General features: G+C 70.9%; 12 protein-coding genes. 6 read left to right on the top strand and 6 right to left on the bottom strand.

Annotated elements, in window-relative coordinates; all coding sequences use genetic code 11:
* Window positions 1-186 precede the first annotated feature (186 nt).
* The 5 genes from KIK09_RS41910 to KIK09_RS41890 all read right to left on the bottom strand — a co-directional run bounded on the left by KIK09_RS41910 (window position 187) and on the right by KIK09_RS41890 (window position 5,485).
* The gene (locus KIK09_RS41910; RefSeq protein ID WP_214325060.1) at window positions 187-990 is read right to left on the bottom strand and encodes an ABC transporter permease; all 804 of its coding nucleotides are present in this window, start codon (window positions 988-990) and stop codon (window positions 187-189) included.
* A complete protein-coding gene (locus tag KIK09_RS41905; RefSeq protein WP_214325059.1) occupies window positions 987-1,949 on the bottom strand; it encodes an ATP-binding cassette domain-containing protein in 963 nt (320 codons plus the stop codon). The genes KIK09_RS41910 and KIK09_RS41905 overlap by 4 nt, the downstream gene beginning before the upstream one ends.
* Before the next feature lie 720 nt (window positions 1,950-2,669).
* Window positions 2,670-3,521 carry a DUF4097 family beta strand repeat-containing protein gene (locus KIK09_RS41900; RefSeq protein ID WP_214325058.1) on the bottom strand — a complete coding sequence of 284 codons (852 nt, stop codon included), beginning with the start codon at window positions 3,519-3,521 and terminating at the stop codon, window positions 2,670-2,672.
* Between the two features lie 466 nt (window positions 3,522-3,987).
* On the bottom strand, window positions 3,988-4,506 hold the full coding sequence (locus tag KIK09_RS41895) for a toxin-antitoxin system HicB family antitoxin (protein ID WP_214325057.1): 519 nt from the start codon (window positions 4,504-4,506) through the stop codon (window positions 3,988-3,990).
* Window positions 4,507-4,612: 106 nt separating this feature from the next.
* Window positions 4,613-5,485, bottom strand: coding sequence for an RNA polymerase sigma-70 factor (locus KIK09_RS41890; RefSeq protein ID WP_250574602.1), 873 nt, complete (start codon window positions 5,483-5,485; stop codon window positions 4,613-4,615).
* A gap of 281 nt (window positions 5,486-5,766) precedes the next feature.
* On the opposite strand from KIK09_RS41890, the gene KIK09_RS41885 reads away from it, so the two are divergent.
* The 3 genes from KIK09_RS41885 (at window position 5,767) to KIK09_RS41875 (ending at window position 9,716) form a co-directional block, all read left to right on the top strand.
* Window positions 5,767-7,113, top strand: a complete 1,347-nt coding sequence (locus KIK09_RS41885; protein WP_214325055.1) for an FAD-binding oxidoreductase — start codon at window positions 5,767-5,769, stop codon at window positions 7,111-7,113.
* A gap of 641 nt (window positions 7,114-7,754) precedes the next feature.
* The gene (locus KIK09_RS41880) at window positions 7,755-8,210 is read left to right on the top strand and encodes a carboxymuconolactone decarboxylase family protein (RefSeq protein ID WP_214325054.1); all 456 of its coding nucleotides are present in this window, start codon (window positions 7,755-7,757) and stop codon (window positions 8,208-8,210) included.
* Between the two features lie 114 nt (window positions 8,211-8,324).
* Complete coding sequence (locus KIK09_RS41875) at window positions 8,325-9,716, top strand: MFS transporter (RefSeq protein ID WP_214325053.1); 1,392 nt, start codon at window positions 8,325-8,327, stop codon at window positions 9,714-9,716.
* 7 nt (window positions 9,717-9,723) lie between these two features.
* Here KIK09_RS41875 and sigJ read toward each other — a convergent pair whose 3' ends face one another.
* A complete protein-coding gene (gene sigJ / locus KIK09_RS41870; RefSeq protein ID WP_214325052.1) occupies window positions 9,724-10,578 on the bottom strand; it encodes an RNA polymerase sigma factor SigJ in 855 nt (284 codons plus the stop codon).
* 54 nt (window positions 10,579-10,632) lie between these two features.
* On the opposite strand from sigJ, the gene KIK09_RS41865 reads away from it, so the two are divergent.
* From KIK09_RS41865 to KIK09_RS41855, 3 genes are all read left to right on the top strand, one after another.
* The gene (locus KIK09_RS41865; RefSeq protein WP_214325051.1) at window positions 10,633-11,256 is read left to right on the top strand and encodes a class I SAM-dependent DNA methyltransferase; all 624 of its coding nucleotides are present in this window, start codon (window positions 10,633-10,635) and stop codon (window positions 11,254-11,256) included.
* Between the two features lie 83 nt (window positions 11,257-11,339).
* Window positions 11,340-13,370 (top strand): hydantoinase/oxoprolinase family protein, encoded by a 2,031-nt coding sequence (locus tag KIK09_RS41860; RefSeq protein ID WP_214325050.1) that lies wholly within the window; start codon window positions 11,340-11,342, stop codon window positions 13,368-13,370.
* Complete coding sequence (locus tag KIK09_RS41855; protein WP_214325049.1) at window positions 13,367-14,995, top strand: hydantoinase B/oxoprolinase family protein; 1,629 nt, start codon at window positions 13,367-13,369, stop codon at window positions 14,993-14,995. The genes KIK09_RS41860 and KIK09_RS41855 overlap by 4 nt, the downstream gene beginning before the upstream one ends.
* Window positions 14,996-15,034: the final 39 nt, after the last annotated feature.

Here is a 15,034-nt window from a genome sequence, read left to right as displayed (position 1 = left end):
ACAGGCAGCGGGTGCCTGGCGCTGGTCTCCTGTCCCGAGCGCGTGGCGCGGTCTCCCGCACCGAGCGCGTGGCGCGGTCTCCCGCGTCGAGCGTGTGATGCTGCCTCCCGTGGCGGGTGGTGGCGGGGCCCGCCGGGGCGGTGCGGGGTCACGGTGGTGCTTGGGCCGGCCGTACAGGTGGGTCTTTTAGCGGCTGACGGCCTTCTGGAAGAGGCGGGTGGCCAGGGGGACGAAGATGATCAGGATGAGGACCGACCACAGCAGGGAGGTGGCGATGGGGTGCTGCATCGGCCAGGCGCCTGAGACGGGCATCGCCGGGTTCGTGTTGCCGAACAGTTGCCGGGCCGCCAGGGTGACGGCCGAGACCGGGTTCCAGTCGGCGAAGGCCTTGAGCGGTCCGGGCAGGCGGGTGCTGTCGATGAAGGTGTTGGCGATGAACGACAGCGGGAACGACACCAGCGTCGCGATGTTGTTGAAGATCTCCGGTGTGCGCAGTGCGAGCGCGACCGTGGCCGTCACCCAGGAGAAGGCGTAGGCGAACAGCACCAGCACCAGGAAGCCGCCGACCACCTCGAGCGGCGAGGTGTGCACCCGCCAGCCGACCAGCAGTCCGACCAGCGCCATCACCACGACGCTGCTGAGGTTCATGAGCAGGTCGCCGGTGGTCTGCCCGACCAGCACCGCCGAGGACGACATGGGCAGGGTGCGGAAGCGGTCGATGATGCCCTTCTGCAGGTCGAGCGTGAGCGTGTAGCCGGTGAGCTGGCCGCTCAGCACGACGGTCTGCGCGAACACGCCAGGGATCATGAACTCCCGGTATGACATGCCGGGAATGTCGATCACGCTGCCGAACACGTAGGCGAACATGAGCACGAACACGATCGGCAGCAGCACGACCGCGCCCAGCATGTCGGGTGTGCGCCGGATCTTGATCACGTTGCGTCTGGTGATCGTCAGCCCGTCGGCCACGGCCAGTTGCAGGGCGTTCATCGGATTGGCTCCTTCTCGGCCTCGGTGGTGTGCCCGGTCAGGACGAGGAACACCTCGTCCAGCGTGGGCCGGCGCAGCCCGGCGTCGACGACGGCGACGCGCTCGTAGGCGAGCCTGCCCAGCGCGTCGGTGAGCGAGGCCGCTCCGGCAGAGACGGGCACCGTCAGCCGGTGGGTCGCGGCGTCGATCTGCATCTCGCCGGCCGCCAAGGGCGCCAGCACCTGCCGCGCGATCTCCACCTCGGACGGTACGGCGAGCGTCACCTCCACCCGGTCGCCGCCGATCATGCTCTTGAGCTCGTCGGCGGTGCCGAGCGCGATGATCGTGCCGTGGTCGACGACGGCGATCTTGTGGGCCAGCCGGTCGGCCTCCTCCATGTACTGGGTGGTCAGCAGTAGCGTGCTGCCGCCCGCGACCAGCTCGGCGATGATGTCCCACAGCTCGATGCGGGCCCGCGGGTCCAGCCCGGTGGTGGGCTCGTCGAGGAACAGCACCGGCGGGGCGGCGACCAGGGCGCCGGCCAGGTCCAGACGGCGGCGCATCCCGCCGGAGTACCCCTTCACCGGCCGGTCGCCGGCCTCGACCAGGTCGAAACGCTCGAGCAGTTCCCTGGCACGGGCACGGGACCGCTTGGCGCCCAGGTGGTAGAGGCGTCCGACCATCTCGAGGTTCTCGGCGCCGGTGAGGCTCTCCTCGACCGCCGCGTACTGTCCCGAGGCGCCGATGTGCGCCCGCAGCCGCGGCGCCTCGGCCACGACGTCGAAGCCGGCGACGGTGGCGCGGCCTGCGTCGGGCCTGATCAGCGTGGTCAGGATCCGCACGGTCGTGGTCTTGCCGGCGCCGTTGGGGCCGAGCAGCCCGAACACGGTGCCTTCCGGGACTACTAAGTCCAGCCCGTCGAGGGCGGTCACCTGCCCGTATTTCTTGACCAGTCCTTCGGCCACGATGGCGTCAGGCATGATCGTTCTCCTTCCTGTGGGGATGTGCGTGGCACGGGGGCGTCGTGAGGTTCGGACGCCGATGACGCCCGGTCTGTGCCGGGACGCCCTTGAGCGATGGATCAGAGCGCAGCCCGCCCGGCGCTCCCCCTCGGGGCCGGGTACGGTATGTGTCCACGGGGCCCCGGCGTCGCTCCGGGTGTGGCGGGCGACTGTGGGTCCCGGTGTCGGCGCGGCCACCCCGACCTCGAGGTCAGGTACGGCGCGCGTCCAGGTCTCGCTGTCGAACCGGCCGTTCCCCTAGGGGTCGACCGTGGTGCATGTGGTGTGACGTCGGCGTGTGCCCAGGTCACGGTGTTCGCGGGGACCCCCAGGGAGAAGGGGCCGCAATGTGGTGCTGAGGCAACGCCGAGTCCGGGGTGGAGGAAGGCGGGATCACCTTCCCCGGGGCGCACCGGACGTGGTGCACCGGACGTGGTGGACCGGCTCGGGGTGCGTGGTGTCGCGCCTGTGGAGTCCCTTGCGCGCACTGCCAGCCGGGGGAGCAGTGGACTCGCGCGGTGTGGCGCTGAGCGGTGACGTCGGTCAGAGCGCCGGTGTCGGCGCCATGAGCGGTGCTGCCGTGGCAGTGACCAGTGCTGTTGGGGGGCCGGGATGGGGCTGTCGGGCGCTGGCAGGTTGTCGCTGGAGGTCGGGTGCGCTCCCTTCGAGTGGACGAGCTTGGGTGGTTAGGGCTGTGGATCAGGCGCGGTGGATTGCGATGTCGCCGTAGCCGGTGCGGGCTCGGACTTCGACTGTGTCGGTGAAGTCGCCGGGGCCCTCGGCTTCGTCGAGTGCGACCTGGACGTCGCCGTACTGGGAGCTGACGTCGAGCCAGGCGGCAGTGCCCAGGCGTATGCCCAGGTCAAGGTTGCCGTAGCCGGTCTCGAGGAGCACCGCGCCGCGGACGACCTCGCCGATGCGGACGTCGCCTGCCGCGGTCTTGGCGCCCACGCCGGCCAGCGCGCTGCCGACGGTGATCTCGCCGTAGGCGGTGTTGAGGCGGGCGTCGCCGATGACGCGGCCCAGCGTGATGTTGCCGTTGGAGGTCTTGACGACCGCGGTGCCGTCGATCTCGCGGATGTCGATCTCGCCGTTGGAGGTGGTGACGTCGGTGTGGCCGCCGCAGCGCGTCACGCTGACGTTGCCGTGGGAGGTCTTCAGCTGCAGTCTGCCGGTCTCCTCCAACCAGATGTCGCCCATGGTGGAGGACAGCCGGGCCTCGCCGAGCCTGCCGTCGCCGCGGAAGTCGCCGTTGCCCGTGGACTCCACGCGAGAGCCGTCCGGCAGCTCCACATGCACCTCGATCGAGCCGCCCCAGCTCATCCAGGACGTCCACGACCAGGTCTTCTGTTTCGGCCCTTTGATCACGAGCCGTCCGGCAACGAAGTCGATCCTGGTGTTCTCGGCGGCTTCCACGTCGGTCACGTCGGTCGGGTCGCTCGGGTGCACCGTCACGACCGTGTCGGTGCGCTCGCTCGCACTGACGCGAACGCTGCCGGTGGCGAAGTCGATGACGGCGGTGATGGGTTCTGGGGTGTCGAAGGTTGGCATGGCTGTCCCCTGGTCATGACTAGGTAGGCATCCCGGCCCGCCGGGACGCACGATCAGGCTCTCGATATACGGCAGGCGCCCCGGTCACCCCAGGCCTGCTTTGTTCCGGCGGCTGTGCCGCAGTGCTGCCTTGTTCCGGCCACATGCGCCGCGATCCCGCCTTGCTTTCGCAGGCGTCCCCAGCAGATGCGCCGGGTCCTGCTTCGTTCTGGCAGGTGTGCTGCGCACGTGCGTCGAGGTCCTGCCGGGCGTGTGTGCCGCGTTCCGGTGTGTACTGCGCACATGCGCCGGGTCCTGCCTGGTTCTGGCGGGTATGGGCATGCGGGCCGCGGTCCTGCTCTGCTCCGGCAGGTGGCCGCGGGGTCCTGTCCTGCTCTGGTGAGGATCTCGGGCGTGTGCATGGCGGTCCTGCTTGTGTCGGGCGTCCGCCCTGGTACGCGGAGGCCCTTGCTGGTACGGCGGGCGGTCAGCGCACCCAGCCGGTGTAGCGGCGGCCGATGTCGGAGCTCTCGCGTCGGCCGGCCCGGCGGGAGCCGCCGCCCTGTTCGAGGGCGGCGGAAACGGCGCGCACCAGCCAGGAGTTGACCGAGATGCCCTCGCGGGCGGCGGCCTCCTCGATGCGCGGCTTGAGATGGTCGGGTACGCGCAGCGTGATGCGCGAGGTGCCGCCCTCGTCGGCGTCGGCCGGCGGGGGCGGCGGAGGAGGTGCTGTCGTGGCCGCCTCGTCGTAGGAAGGCGTGGAGGGTGGGGGCGTGACCACGAAATCGGGATCGCGGCCGCGCAGCCGTACGTCGACCGAGCCTGGGGCGAGCTCGCGGGTGATCTCCTCGGCCGCGGCCGACAGGGCCTCGAGCAGCGCCAGCCTGGTGGCCGATTCCAGCGGCGAGACCAGGCGCTCGGCCAGCGCGCGGGCCTCCTCGCCCCCGGCCGCGGCGGCGACCGCGAGCTCGCGCCTGAGGCTGTCGACATAGGGCGTCAGATCCATGACACCACTATGACGCCATCATGGCGTCAGCACAAGCTCTGTTGACGTCATTTCCCGGAAGGGTGGTCGTGAGCTCCTCATCGTCCCAGATCCGCCGTGCCGTCGCTCAGCGGCGCAGGGTGGCCTCCCGCTCCATGTGCGACAGCTTCTCGGGATTGCGCACGGCGTAGAGCCCGGTGATGAGGCCGTCGTCGATGCGTACCGCCATGACGGTGTCGATCTCGCCGTTGAGCCGGACGATCAGCGCAGGGTAGCCGTTGACGTGCGCCGGCTGCAGCGAGGCCTTGGTGCCGATCCTGGCCATCACCGAGGCCACGCTGTCGGCCCCCACGACGGGCGCCAGTGCGGCCTGCTTGATGCCGCCGCCGTCGGTCAGGAGGACGACGTCCGGGGCGAGGGTGTCGAGCAGGCTCTGCAGGTTCCCCGTTTCGATGGCCTGCTGGAACGCCTCGAGCGCGCTGCGGGTCTCGGCCGGGGAGACGACCTCGCGTGGCCGGCGCGCGGCGACGTGCGCCCGCGCGCGATGCGCGATCTGACGGACGGCGGCCGGGCTCTTGTCGACGGCTTGCGCGATCTCGTCGTAGTCCAGGTCGAACACCTCGCGCAGCACGAACACCGCCCGCTCGGTCGGCCCAAGCGTCTCCAGCACCAGCAGCATCGCCATCGAGACGCTGTCGGCAAGCTCGATGTTCTCGGCCACGTCGGGCGTGGTCAGCAGCGGTTCGGGCAGCCAGGGGCCGATGTAGGACTCCTTGCGCCGGCCGAGCGTCCGCAGCCGGCCGAGTGCCTGGCGCGTGGTGATCCGGACGAGGTAGGCACGCTGATCGCGCACGGTGTCCAGGTCGACGCCCGCCCATCGCAGCCAGGTCTCCTGCAGGACGTCCTCGGCGTCGGCCGCCGAGCCGAGCATCTCGTAGGCGACGGTGAACAGCAGGTTGCGGTGGGCGACGAACGCCTCGGTGGCGGAGTCATTGCTCATGTCCCCACCGCGATCTCCGGGCATGGGCTGGGGCATGGCTGGCTCCTGTTCACTCTCGACTGCGTCACTCCCACCAGATGCCGGACCCTGCTGTTTTGTGACATCGGATCGGCTGCCAACCTACGTGAGGCCTGTATGTGACGCACGTCACAGATCCTCGGCGTCACACAGTTCGAGCCGTTGGCGTCATGTGGTCAACACCGCACACGACATCACCCGATAACGGGGCGGCCGCCACCATCCTGGGCGGTTCGGATAACGAGCATTCTGGAAGGAATGTCATGAGTTCAGCGCTTGAAACCCTTCGCCGTGACTTCGGCGGCGACATCATCGAACCGGGCGCGGCGGAGTACGAATCCGCCAGCCGCGCACTGTTGGCTTCGGGAAGCCCGGCCTTCGTTCTGCGGCCCGAGAGCGTCGGTGACGTGCAAGCGGGTGTCAGATTCGCCGCCGGCTCAGGGCTTGCGCTGTCCGTGCGAGGCGGCGGCCACGCCTTTGCGGGCTTCGGCACCAACGACGACGGCGTCGTGATCGACCTGGGCAGGCTCGCGCAGGTGGAGATCATCGACAAGGATCGTCACCTCGTGCGGATCGGCGGCGGCGCCACCTGGGGTCAGGTCGCGGCCGCCCTGGCCCCGCACGGCCTGGCGATCTCCTCGGGCGACACCAGGAGCGTGGGTGTCGGCGGCCTGACGTTGACCGGTGGCATCGGCTGGAAGGTCAGGAAGTACGGCCTGGCCCTGGACAACGTGGTCGCCGTGGAAGTGGTGACCGCCGACGGGCAGGTCGTGCGGGCCGCCGGGGAGGAGAACCCGGAGCTGTTCTGGGCGCTTCGCGGTGGCGGCGGCAACTTCGGGATCGTGACCGCCTTCGAGTTCGCGGCGCACCCGACGACGGACGTCTTCTTCGGCAAGATCTCCTTCCCGGCAGCCGAGGCGGCCGGCGTGCTCCAGGGCTGGGCGGAGTACGTCCGCACCGCCCCCGTAGAGCTCACCTCCATCGTCTACTTCGCCAACCCGTTCGCCGGCGGCCCCAACGCGCCGGTCGAGATCCACCTCGCCTTCGACGGCGACGACCCGGAGCTCGCGGCGCAGGCGATCGACCCGATCCGCCGGCTCGGCACGGTGATCGGCGACGATGTGGCGCTGAAGCCGTATGCGGACGTCCTCGTGGACGGCGCCACCCCGCCGCCCGGCATCCGGCTGGTGACCCGGAGCGCATTCGCCGACAAGGAGTCGGTGTCGGACGTCCTGCGGATCCTTGCCGAGGTCGGGGCGTCGGAGCGGTCGCCGTTCATCTCCGTTCGCAGCGTCGGCGGCGCGGTTTCCCGCGTCCCCGACGACGCCACCGCCTACGCCTACCGCCAGGCGGAGTTGATGCTCGTGACCACCACCGCGGGTCCCGAGCCGGTCATCCAGGCCGCCGCCCCTGCCCTGGAAGCGATCTGGGGGAGGCTCGCACCTCACGTCATCGGCGCCTACGCCAACTTCCAGGCTTCGGCCACCGAGGCGGACGTCGCCGCGATCTATCCGGCGCAGACCTACGAGCGGCTCGCCGCGGTCAAGCGTCAGTACGACCCCGGCAACCTGTTCGCCGGCAACCACAACGTCCGGCCGCAGGAGGCCTGACGGACACGGAACGACACCGGTTCGTGCCGCGGCCTGGGCTGTAACTCCGTCGCGGCCACCTTGTCCCGCGCAGACAAGGTGGCCGTTCGAACCGGACATGAATGCTCAGTCAGGCCCCCGGTTTGAGTTCCTGCAGGATGGCCTGCCCGGCCGCGCGGTTCTCGGCGGCCGGGTCCACCTCGTCGTGTACGGCCGCGATCCCCTCGTGGGCCGGCGCTTCGGCGTACCAGCTGCCCAGCTTGGGGCCAGCTCCAGCGCCTCGCGGTGCAGGGCCTCCCCGGGCAGGCCGTTGACCCCCTTGTACGACACCTGCTTCGAGTGAACCTCGAGCGCGGCGAGTAATGACCGCGGCACGGAGTCCGGGACCGAGCGGTTCCCGCCCCTCGATGAGTCCGTGCAGGTCCAGCGCTTGACCAGACGGCACAGCGTGATCACCGCGGGGCAGGGCGGTCCTGGCCATCGGCTGCCGCGCGCCCATCGTTCCCGCCTCTCCCTGTCCCGCCCGGGAGGAAACTTCCTGGGCTGAGTCGCCGCTGTTCAAGGCTGTTTCGGCTGTCCCACGGTGTCCCACCGTAGTCGTCATGCCAAGCCCGTCCGGCTGAGATGGAGTCACACGCCAAGAGCAAGAGGAGAACACCGAGATGCAGTCTCGTATGCAGAACCCCGCCGTCATCCTGTCCGGTGCGATGCAGCCCATCCAGGACATCTTCAAGGCCGTGCACTCCGGTGGGGTGGACCGGGAGATCCTGGAGCTGGTGCATCTGCGGGTCAGCCAGATCAACGGCTGCAGCGCCTGCGTCGACGGCGGCGTCAAGACCGGCCGCAAGGCCGGGGTGAGCGAGGAGAAGCTGGCCACGGTCGTGGCCTGGCGGGAGACGCCGTACTTCACCGAGGAGGAGCGGGCGGCGCTGGCGCTGGCCGAGGCTGCCACGCGGCTGGCCGACCGTCCCGACGCTGTCAACGACCAGGTGTGGGACACCGCCGCCACCTACTTCGACGAGAAGCAGCTGGCCGCGATCGTGCTGATGATCGGCGTCACCAACCTGTTCAACCGGCTCAACGCCACCACCCGCCAGATCGCCGGCGCCTGGGGCTGAGCCGCACCGGTCCCGGGCCGCAGGCTCGAACCCGCACCCCAGGACCAGGTCCCGCCTCAACCCCCGAAACCACCCACAGCCACCGAGACATCCGATAGCCGCCAGAGGAGCCTCGTGTCCACCACAGCCGACGCCAACCCCGCCAGGCCCGACGCCACGCCTTCCGGGACCGATATCGGGCCCGCCGGGACCGCCGTCAAGTCCGTCGGGTCCGACATCGGGTCCGCCGCGGGCGACACCGAGCCCATCCGCGAGTCGGCCGCGGGCAACAGCAAGCCCGGCGCGGCGAACAGCTCGTACCGCGACGTGCTGATGCGGAACCGGCGGATGGTCGGCCTGCTGGTGGGGGATCTGGTGGCGAATGCCGGCACGGGCATGCTGATCGTCGCGATGCCCGTGCAGACGCTGGCCGTACATCGGAGCGTGGATGCGGCGGTCGCGATCGCGGTGGTGGAGGCGGCGCCGTTCCTGCTGTCGACGGTGCTTGCTCTGGCCATCAGCCTGGGGCGGCTGTCCGCGCCACCTCGGCGGCTGTTGCTCGCGGACTGTGTCCTGCGCGCTGTCGTGCTCACCGGCCTGGGTGTGCTGGCGGTGGCAGGGCGGCTCACGCTGCCCATGCTGGTCGGTGGGCTGCTGCTGGGCAGCATCTTCCGGATGGCGGGCTCGAGCAGTCGCCGGCTCCTGGCGACTTCGATGGTGGGTGAGGCAGACCGGTTCGCCGTCAACGGGCTGCTGGGGGTGGGCAGCAACTTCGCGCTGCTCGTCTTCGGGCCGGTGGTCGGTGGGCTCCTGGTGGCGTCGGCCGGCGCCGGCTGGGCGCTGTTCGCCGATGCGTGCGGGGCGTTGATCCTGCTGGTGTCGCTGCTGCGGTGCGTACCGCGGACGACGGCCGTCCGCATGGAGAAGGAGTCCGGGCGTGGGCGCGAGTCGGGGTGGCGGATCCTGCGGCGGCGGCCGGTGGCCAGGCGCCTGCTCGTGGTCGTGTTCTTCTTCAACTTCCTCTACATGCCGATCGAGGTGGCTCTGCCGCTGTACGTGCGGGAGTCGCTGCACACGGGTGCGTCCGGCCTGGGGCTGCTGTGGACCGCGCTGGGCGTCGGGGCGCTCCTGGGCGCCGGGCTGGTCGACCGGCTGCGCGGCCTCCCGCAGCGCCCGCTGCTCATCGTGATCATCGCGTTGTGGGCGCTGTGCCCGATCGCGCTGGCCGGCGTCGGGAATCAGGCCGCGGCCATGGCCGTGTTCGGTCTCGGTGGTCTGATCTGGGCTCCGTTCACGCCTGTCGCGTACAGCTTCCTGCAGGCAGGCCTGCGGACGGAGGAGCAGCAGCCGGTGGTCACGCTCTGGACGACGGGCTCGACGGTGGCCGCCCCGCTCGGTCTGCTCGCCGGAGGGCCGCTGATCGTCCTGACAGGCGTCGACGCCGGCCTGGTGGTGTCCGGACTCCTGACTCTGCTGCTGGCGCCGCTGGCCGCCTGGAGCGTGCTGACGCGCGTGGAGGTCTCCTGAAGACCCTTCAGGTGGCGTGGGTGAGTTTGTCGGGGTTGGTGACCGCGTAGATGGCGCTGATCCGGGTGCCGTCGGGGGTGAGTTCGAGGACCAGAACGGCGTAGGGGGCGCCGGCGGCGAAGATGAGGGCGCTGGGGTCGCCGTTGACCTGGCGCCAGCGGATGTCGAGCCCCTCCAGCGGCTGGTGGCGGCGGGCGATGAGGACCTTGGCGACGCGTTCGCGGCCGTGGACCGGGTGGCGGCCCGCCGCGGGGGCCTTGCCGCCGCCGTCGGCCCATAGGGTGACGTCGGGGGCCAGCAGTTCCATGAGGGAGGCCAGGCTGCCGCCTTCGAAGGCGGTGCGGACGAAGCGTTCGGTGACCTCGCGCCGCAGGCCGGGGTCGACGCTGTAGCGGGGACGGCGGGCCTGGACGTGCTCGCGGGCCCGGTGGGCGACCTGCCGCACCGAGGCGGGGGTGCGGCCGAGGATCCGGCCGATCTCGGTGTGGGCGTAGCCGAACACCTCGTGCAGCACGAACACGGCCCGTTCGAGCGGCGTGAGCGTCTCCAGCACGACCATGAGGGCCATCGACACCGACTCGCCGCGCAGCACCTGTTCGGAGGCGTCGGAGACGAGCGGCTCGGGCAGCCAGGGCCCGACGTAGGTCTCTCGGCGGCGGCTGATGGCGTTCTGGCGGGCCAGGGCCTGGTTGACCGCGATGCGCACCAGGTAGGCGCGCGGGTGCTCGACTGGTGTGCCGCGCGAGCGCCGGTCCCAGGCCAGCCACGTCTCCTGCAGCACGTCCTCGGTGTCGGCCACGCTGCCGAGCATGTTGTAGACCATGGAGAACAGCAGTTCTCTGTGGTCGTCGAATTCCGCCATGCCTATAGAGAGAGTGGAGCGGCGGGGAGTGTGACATCCCTAGGATGCTGCGCCATGACGGATTTCCTGGACTCCACGCGCACCTCCTACGACACGTTCGCCGACCAATACACCGCACTTTACCGGGATGAGCTGGACCGCAAGCCGCTGAGCCGGGCGATGCTGGCCGCCTTCGCCGAGTTGGCGGACGGTCCTGTGGCCGACATCGGCTGCGGCACGGGCCGCGTCACCGCGCACCTGGACGGGCTGGGCGTGGAGGTGTTCGGGATCGACCTGTCGCCGGGGATGCTGGCCCACGCCCGGCGCGACCATCCGCACCTGCGCTTCGACGAGGGTTCGATGCTGGAGCTCGACCTGCCGGATGAGAGCCTCGGGGGTGTGCTGGCCTGGTACTCGATCATCCACACGCCGCACGAGCGGCTGCCGGAGGTGTTCGCCGGGTTCCACCGGGTGCTGCGGCCAGGCGGGGTGGTGTTGCTGGCCTTCCAGGTGGGTGACGAGCCGAAGCACTACGCCGAGGCGTTCGGGCTCACGCTGGACCTGACCTTCTGGCGCAGCCGGCCCGACGACATCGCCACCTTGCTGGGCAAGGCGGGGTTCACCGTACAGGCCAGGATGGAGTGCCAGCCGGCCGAGGACGAGCACACCCCGCAGGCCTTCCTGATGGCGCGCAAGTGAGGTGAGCATCGTGCACAGCCGGGAACGCCCGGCTGTGCACCCCGCACAGACAAACCGGACGCGTACGGCATACCGTTCAGCGCATGAGCTATCGCGTCGCCATGGACATCGGCGGCACCTTCACCGACGTCGTGTGCTACGACGAGCGGACAGGGGCCGTCGTGGCCTCGAAGGCCCCCACCACCCCCGGAGACCTGGCCGAGGGCGTGTTCGCCGCCCTGGCCCGCGTGGTCGACTCGCCCGAGGACATCTCCTTCTTCGTCCACGGCACCACGCAGGGACTCAACGCGCTGCTGGAACGCAAGGGCGCCCGCGTGCTGCTGCTGGCCAACGAGGGCGGCCGCGACGTCTACCAGATCGCCCGCGGCAACCGTGACCGCATGTTCGACCTGCGCTACCGCAAGCCCACCCCGCTGGTCCCCCGCCAGGACGTCATGGAGATCGGCGGCCGCCTCGACTGGCGCGGCCAGGAGCTCACGCCGCTGGACGAGGACGCGGTACGGCAGGCCGCCCGCAGAGCCCGCGAGGAGGGCTTCGACGCGGTGGCCGTGTGCCTGCTGTTCGCCTACGCCAACCCCGACCACGAGATCAGGGCCGGCCGGATCCTGCGCGCGGAGCTCGGCGAAGAGGTGCTGGTGGTGCTGTCGCACGAGGTGGCCCGCGAGTGGCGCGAGTACGAGCGCACCTCCTCGGCCGTGCTCGAGGCCTACACCGGCCCCGTGGTGCGCCGGTACCTGGCCAGGATCGAGCAGCGCTTCGCCGAGCGGGGCCTGGGCGTGCCGGTGCACGTCATGCAGTCCTCCGGCGGGCTGGTCAACGCCGGCTACGCGATGCGCCGCCCGCTGCAGACGCTGCTGTCGGGCCCGGTGGGCGGCACGATGGGCGGCGTGGCCGCCGCCCGCCTCCTGCAGCGGGACAACGCGATCTGCGTGGACATGGGCGGCACCTCCTTCGACGTCTCCCTGGTGGTCAACGGCCGTCCCGACGTCAGCGCCGAGGCCCGCATCGAGGGCTACCCGGTGCTGATGCCGGTGGTCAACCTGCACACCATCGGCGCGGGCGGCGGCTCGATCGCCTACTCAGAGGCCGGCGCGCTGCGGGTCGGCCCAGAGTCGGCCGGGGCCGTGCCGGGCCCCGCCTGCTACGGCAGGGGCGGCGAGCAGGCGACGGTGACCGACGCCAACGTGGTGCTGGGCCGGGTGGATCCCGCCTGGTTCGCCGGCGGGCTGATGAGCCTGGACACCGAGGCCGCGGGCGCCGCGATCGCCACGCTGGCCGAGGAGCTTGAGCTGGATCCGCTGCAGCTGGCCGAGGGCATCTGCGACGTGGCCAACGCCAAGATGGCCCAGGCCATCCGCACGCTGACCGTCGAGCACGGGGTCGAGCCGCGCGAGTTCGCGCTGGTCGCCTTCGGCGGCGCGGGCGCCATGCACGCGGTGTTCATCGCCCGCGAGCTGGGCATCTCCGAGGTGGTCATCCCGCGCTTCCCCGGCGCGTTCTCCGCCTGGGGGATGCTGGAGGCCGACGTGCGGCGCGACCTGAGCCACCCCTACTTCCGGCCGCAGGACGCGCTGCAGGGTCACGACATGGCCGCGCGGCTGGAGACGCTGCAGGAGCAGGCGCTGCAGGCGCTGGCAGGGCAGGGCGTGCCGGAGGACCGGCGGCGCGTGGAGCACGCGGTCGACATGCGCTACGAGGGGCAGGACTACACGCTGACCATCCCGCTGCGCGACGCCGGCGAGCCGGCCGAGCCGGAGTTCCTGGCCGGGATCGCCGCCCGCTACGCCGAGGCGCACACCGGCCGTTACGGTCACGCCACGCCCGAGGCGCCGGTGGAGTTCGTGATGCTGCGCAGCACCGGGTTCGGCTCCTTCCCGCGCACGGCCGCCGCCCGGGTGGCCGAGACGGATGGGGTGGCGCCGGCCGTACGGGATGTGATCTTCGACGGCGAGGTGCACCGGACGCCGGTGCTGCGCCGTGACGGGCTGGAGGGTGAGCTGGCGGGGCCGGCGATCATGGTGGAGGAGACCGCGACGACGGTGATCCCGCCCGGGTGCCTGGCCTCGGTGGACGACAACGGATTCCTGATCGTGAAGGTGGATGGCAGGCAGTGATCGACCCCGTGACGACCGAGATCATCCGCTGCGCGCTGCTGCAGGCCGCCGAGGACATGAACACCACCCTCATCCGCTCGTCCTACACGCCGGTCATCTACGAGGCCAAGGACTGCGCGGTGGCGCTGCTCGACCGCGAGCACAACGTGCTGGGCCAGTCGTCGGGGCTGCCGATCTTCCTGGGCAACCTGGAGGTGGTCACCCGCGAGACCGAGGAGCGTTTCGGTCGCGAGGTGTGGCAGGAGGGCGATGTGTGGGTGCTCAACGACTCCTACATCGGCGGCACCCACCTCAACGACGTCACCGTCTACGGCCCGATCTTCGCCGGGGGTGAGCTGGCGGGGTTCGCCGCCTCGCGGGCGCACTGGCTGGACGTGGGGTCGAAGGACCCGGGCGGGTCGATGGACTCCACCTCGATCTTCCAGGAAGGGCTGCGGCTGGGGCCCGTCAAGGTCTACGAGAACGGCGAGCCGTGCCGGGACCTGCAGGAGGTGATAGCGCGCAACGTGCGCTTCCCCCAGGCGACGTTGGGCGACCTGCGGGCGCAGGTCAGCTGTGCGATGACCGGGCAGCGGCGGCTGCGGGAGATCGTGTCGCGGTGGGGGATCGACACCGTGATGGCCGCCAGCGACGAGATCTTCGCCCAGACCGAGCGGATGGAGCGGGCCGCGATCGCCGCCATCCCCGACGGCGTCTACGACGCTTCGGGGTTCCTGGACAACGACGGCATCGATCTGGCGCGGCCGCTGCCGGTCAACGTGACGGTGGCGGTGTCGGGCGAGTCGATCCACGTGGACCTGACCGACTGCGCCGACCAGGCCACCGGGCCGGTCAACTGCGGCGCCGCCCAGGCGGTCGCCGCCGTGCGGGTGGCCTACAAGCTGCTGGTGTCGGGGGAGGTGCCGCTGAACGGCGGCTCGTTCCGCCCGCTGTCGGTGCGGACGCGGCCCGGCTCGATGCTGGCGGCGCGGTCCCCGGCGGCCTGCCAGTACTACTACTCCCACCTGGGGCTGCTGATCGACCTGGTGGTCAAGGCGCTGGCGCCTGCGCTGCCGGAACGGGCGGCCGCGGCCTCCTACGGCGATTCGATGATCGTGCAGTTCACCGGCACCGACCCGCGCACCGGCAAGCTGTACGTCTCGCAGGAGGCCACCGTCGGCGGCTGGGGCGCCTGGGAGGGCGGCGACGGCGAGAACTGCCTGATCAACAACGTCAACGGGTCGCTGCGCGACATGCCGATCGAGGTGCTCGAGACCCTGTTCCCCGTGCGGGTGACCCGTTACGAGATGCGCGCGGGCACCGGCGGCGAGGGGCGCTGGCGCGGCGGCAACGGCGTGGTGCGCGAGTACGAGTTCTGCGGCGACACCTCGCTGTCGCTGTGGTTCGAGCGTTCGGTCACCCCCGCGTGGGGCCTGGCCGGCGGCCAGGCCGGTGCGCCGCCGCGGGTGGTGCTCAACCCCGGCACGGCCGGCGAGCGGGAGATGCTGAAGGTCAACGCGCTGCCGGTGAAGGCGGGTGACGTGCTGCGCTGCGAGTCGGGCGGTGGCGGCGGCTACGGCCCGCCCGAGCTGCGCTCGCCGGCGGCCATCGCCGACGACCTGGCGCAGGGCCTCATCGAGGCCTGACCATCCCGCCACACCCCTGGTGCTGGTACGGCGGGCCAC

Origin of the sequence: Nonomuraea sediminis (assembly GCF_018531495.1) — a bacterium.
Taxonomy (GTDB): domain Bacteria; phylum Actinomycetota; class Actinomycetes; order Streptosporangiales; family Streptosporangiaceae; genus Nonomuraea; species Nonomuraea sediminis.
The sequence above is the reverse complement of the archived record's forward strand: the minus strand, read 5'-3'. Positions and strand labels throughout refer to the sequence as shown.

Bases quoted from the DNA above. Each gene is read 5' to 3' on its own strand.
- KIK09_RS41910 (WP_214325060.1), bottom strand. From the start codon at position 990: ATGAACGCCCTGCAACTGGCCGTGGCCGACGGGCTGACGATCACCAGA.
- KIK09_RS41905 (WP_214325059.1), bottom strand. From the start codon at position 1,949: ATGCCTGACGCCATCGTGGCCGAAGGACTGGTCAAGAAATACGGGCAG.
- KIK09_RS41900 (WP_214325058.1), bottom strand. From the start codon at position 3,521: ATGCCAACCTTCGACACCCCAGAACCCATCACCGCCGTCATCGACTTC.
- KIK09_RS41895 (WP_214325057.1), bottom strand. From the start codon at position 4,506: ATGGATCTGACGCCCTATGTCGACAGCCTCAGGCGCGAGCTCGCGGTC.
- KIK09_RS41890 (WP_250574602.1), bottom strand. From the start codon at position 5,485: ATGAGCAATGACTCCGCCACCGAGGCGTTCGTCGCCCACCGCAACCTG.
- KIK09_RS41885 (WP_214325055.1), top strand. From the start codon at position 5,767: ATGAGTTCAGCGCTTGAAACCCTTCGCCGTGACTTCGGCGGCGACATC.
- KIK09_RS41880 (WP_214325054.1), top strand. From the start codon at position 7,755: ATGCAGTCTCGTATGCAGAACCCCGCCGTCATCCTGTCCGGTGCGATG.
- sigJ (WP_214325052.1), bottom strand. From the start codon at position 10,578: ATGGCGGAATTCGACGACCACAGAGAACTGCTGTTCTCCATGGTCTAC.
- KIK09_RS41865 (WP_214325051.1), top strand. From the start codon at position 10,633: ATGACGGATTTCCTGGACTCCACGCGCACCTCCTACGACACGTTCGCC.
- KIK09_RS41860 (WP_214325050.1), top strand. From the start codon at position 11,340: ATGAGCTATCGCGTCGCCATGGACATCGGCGGCACCTTCACCGACGTC.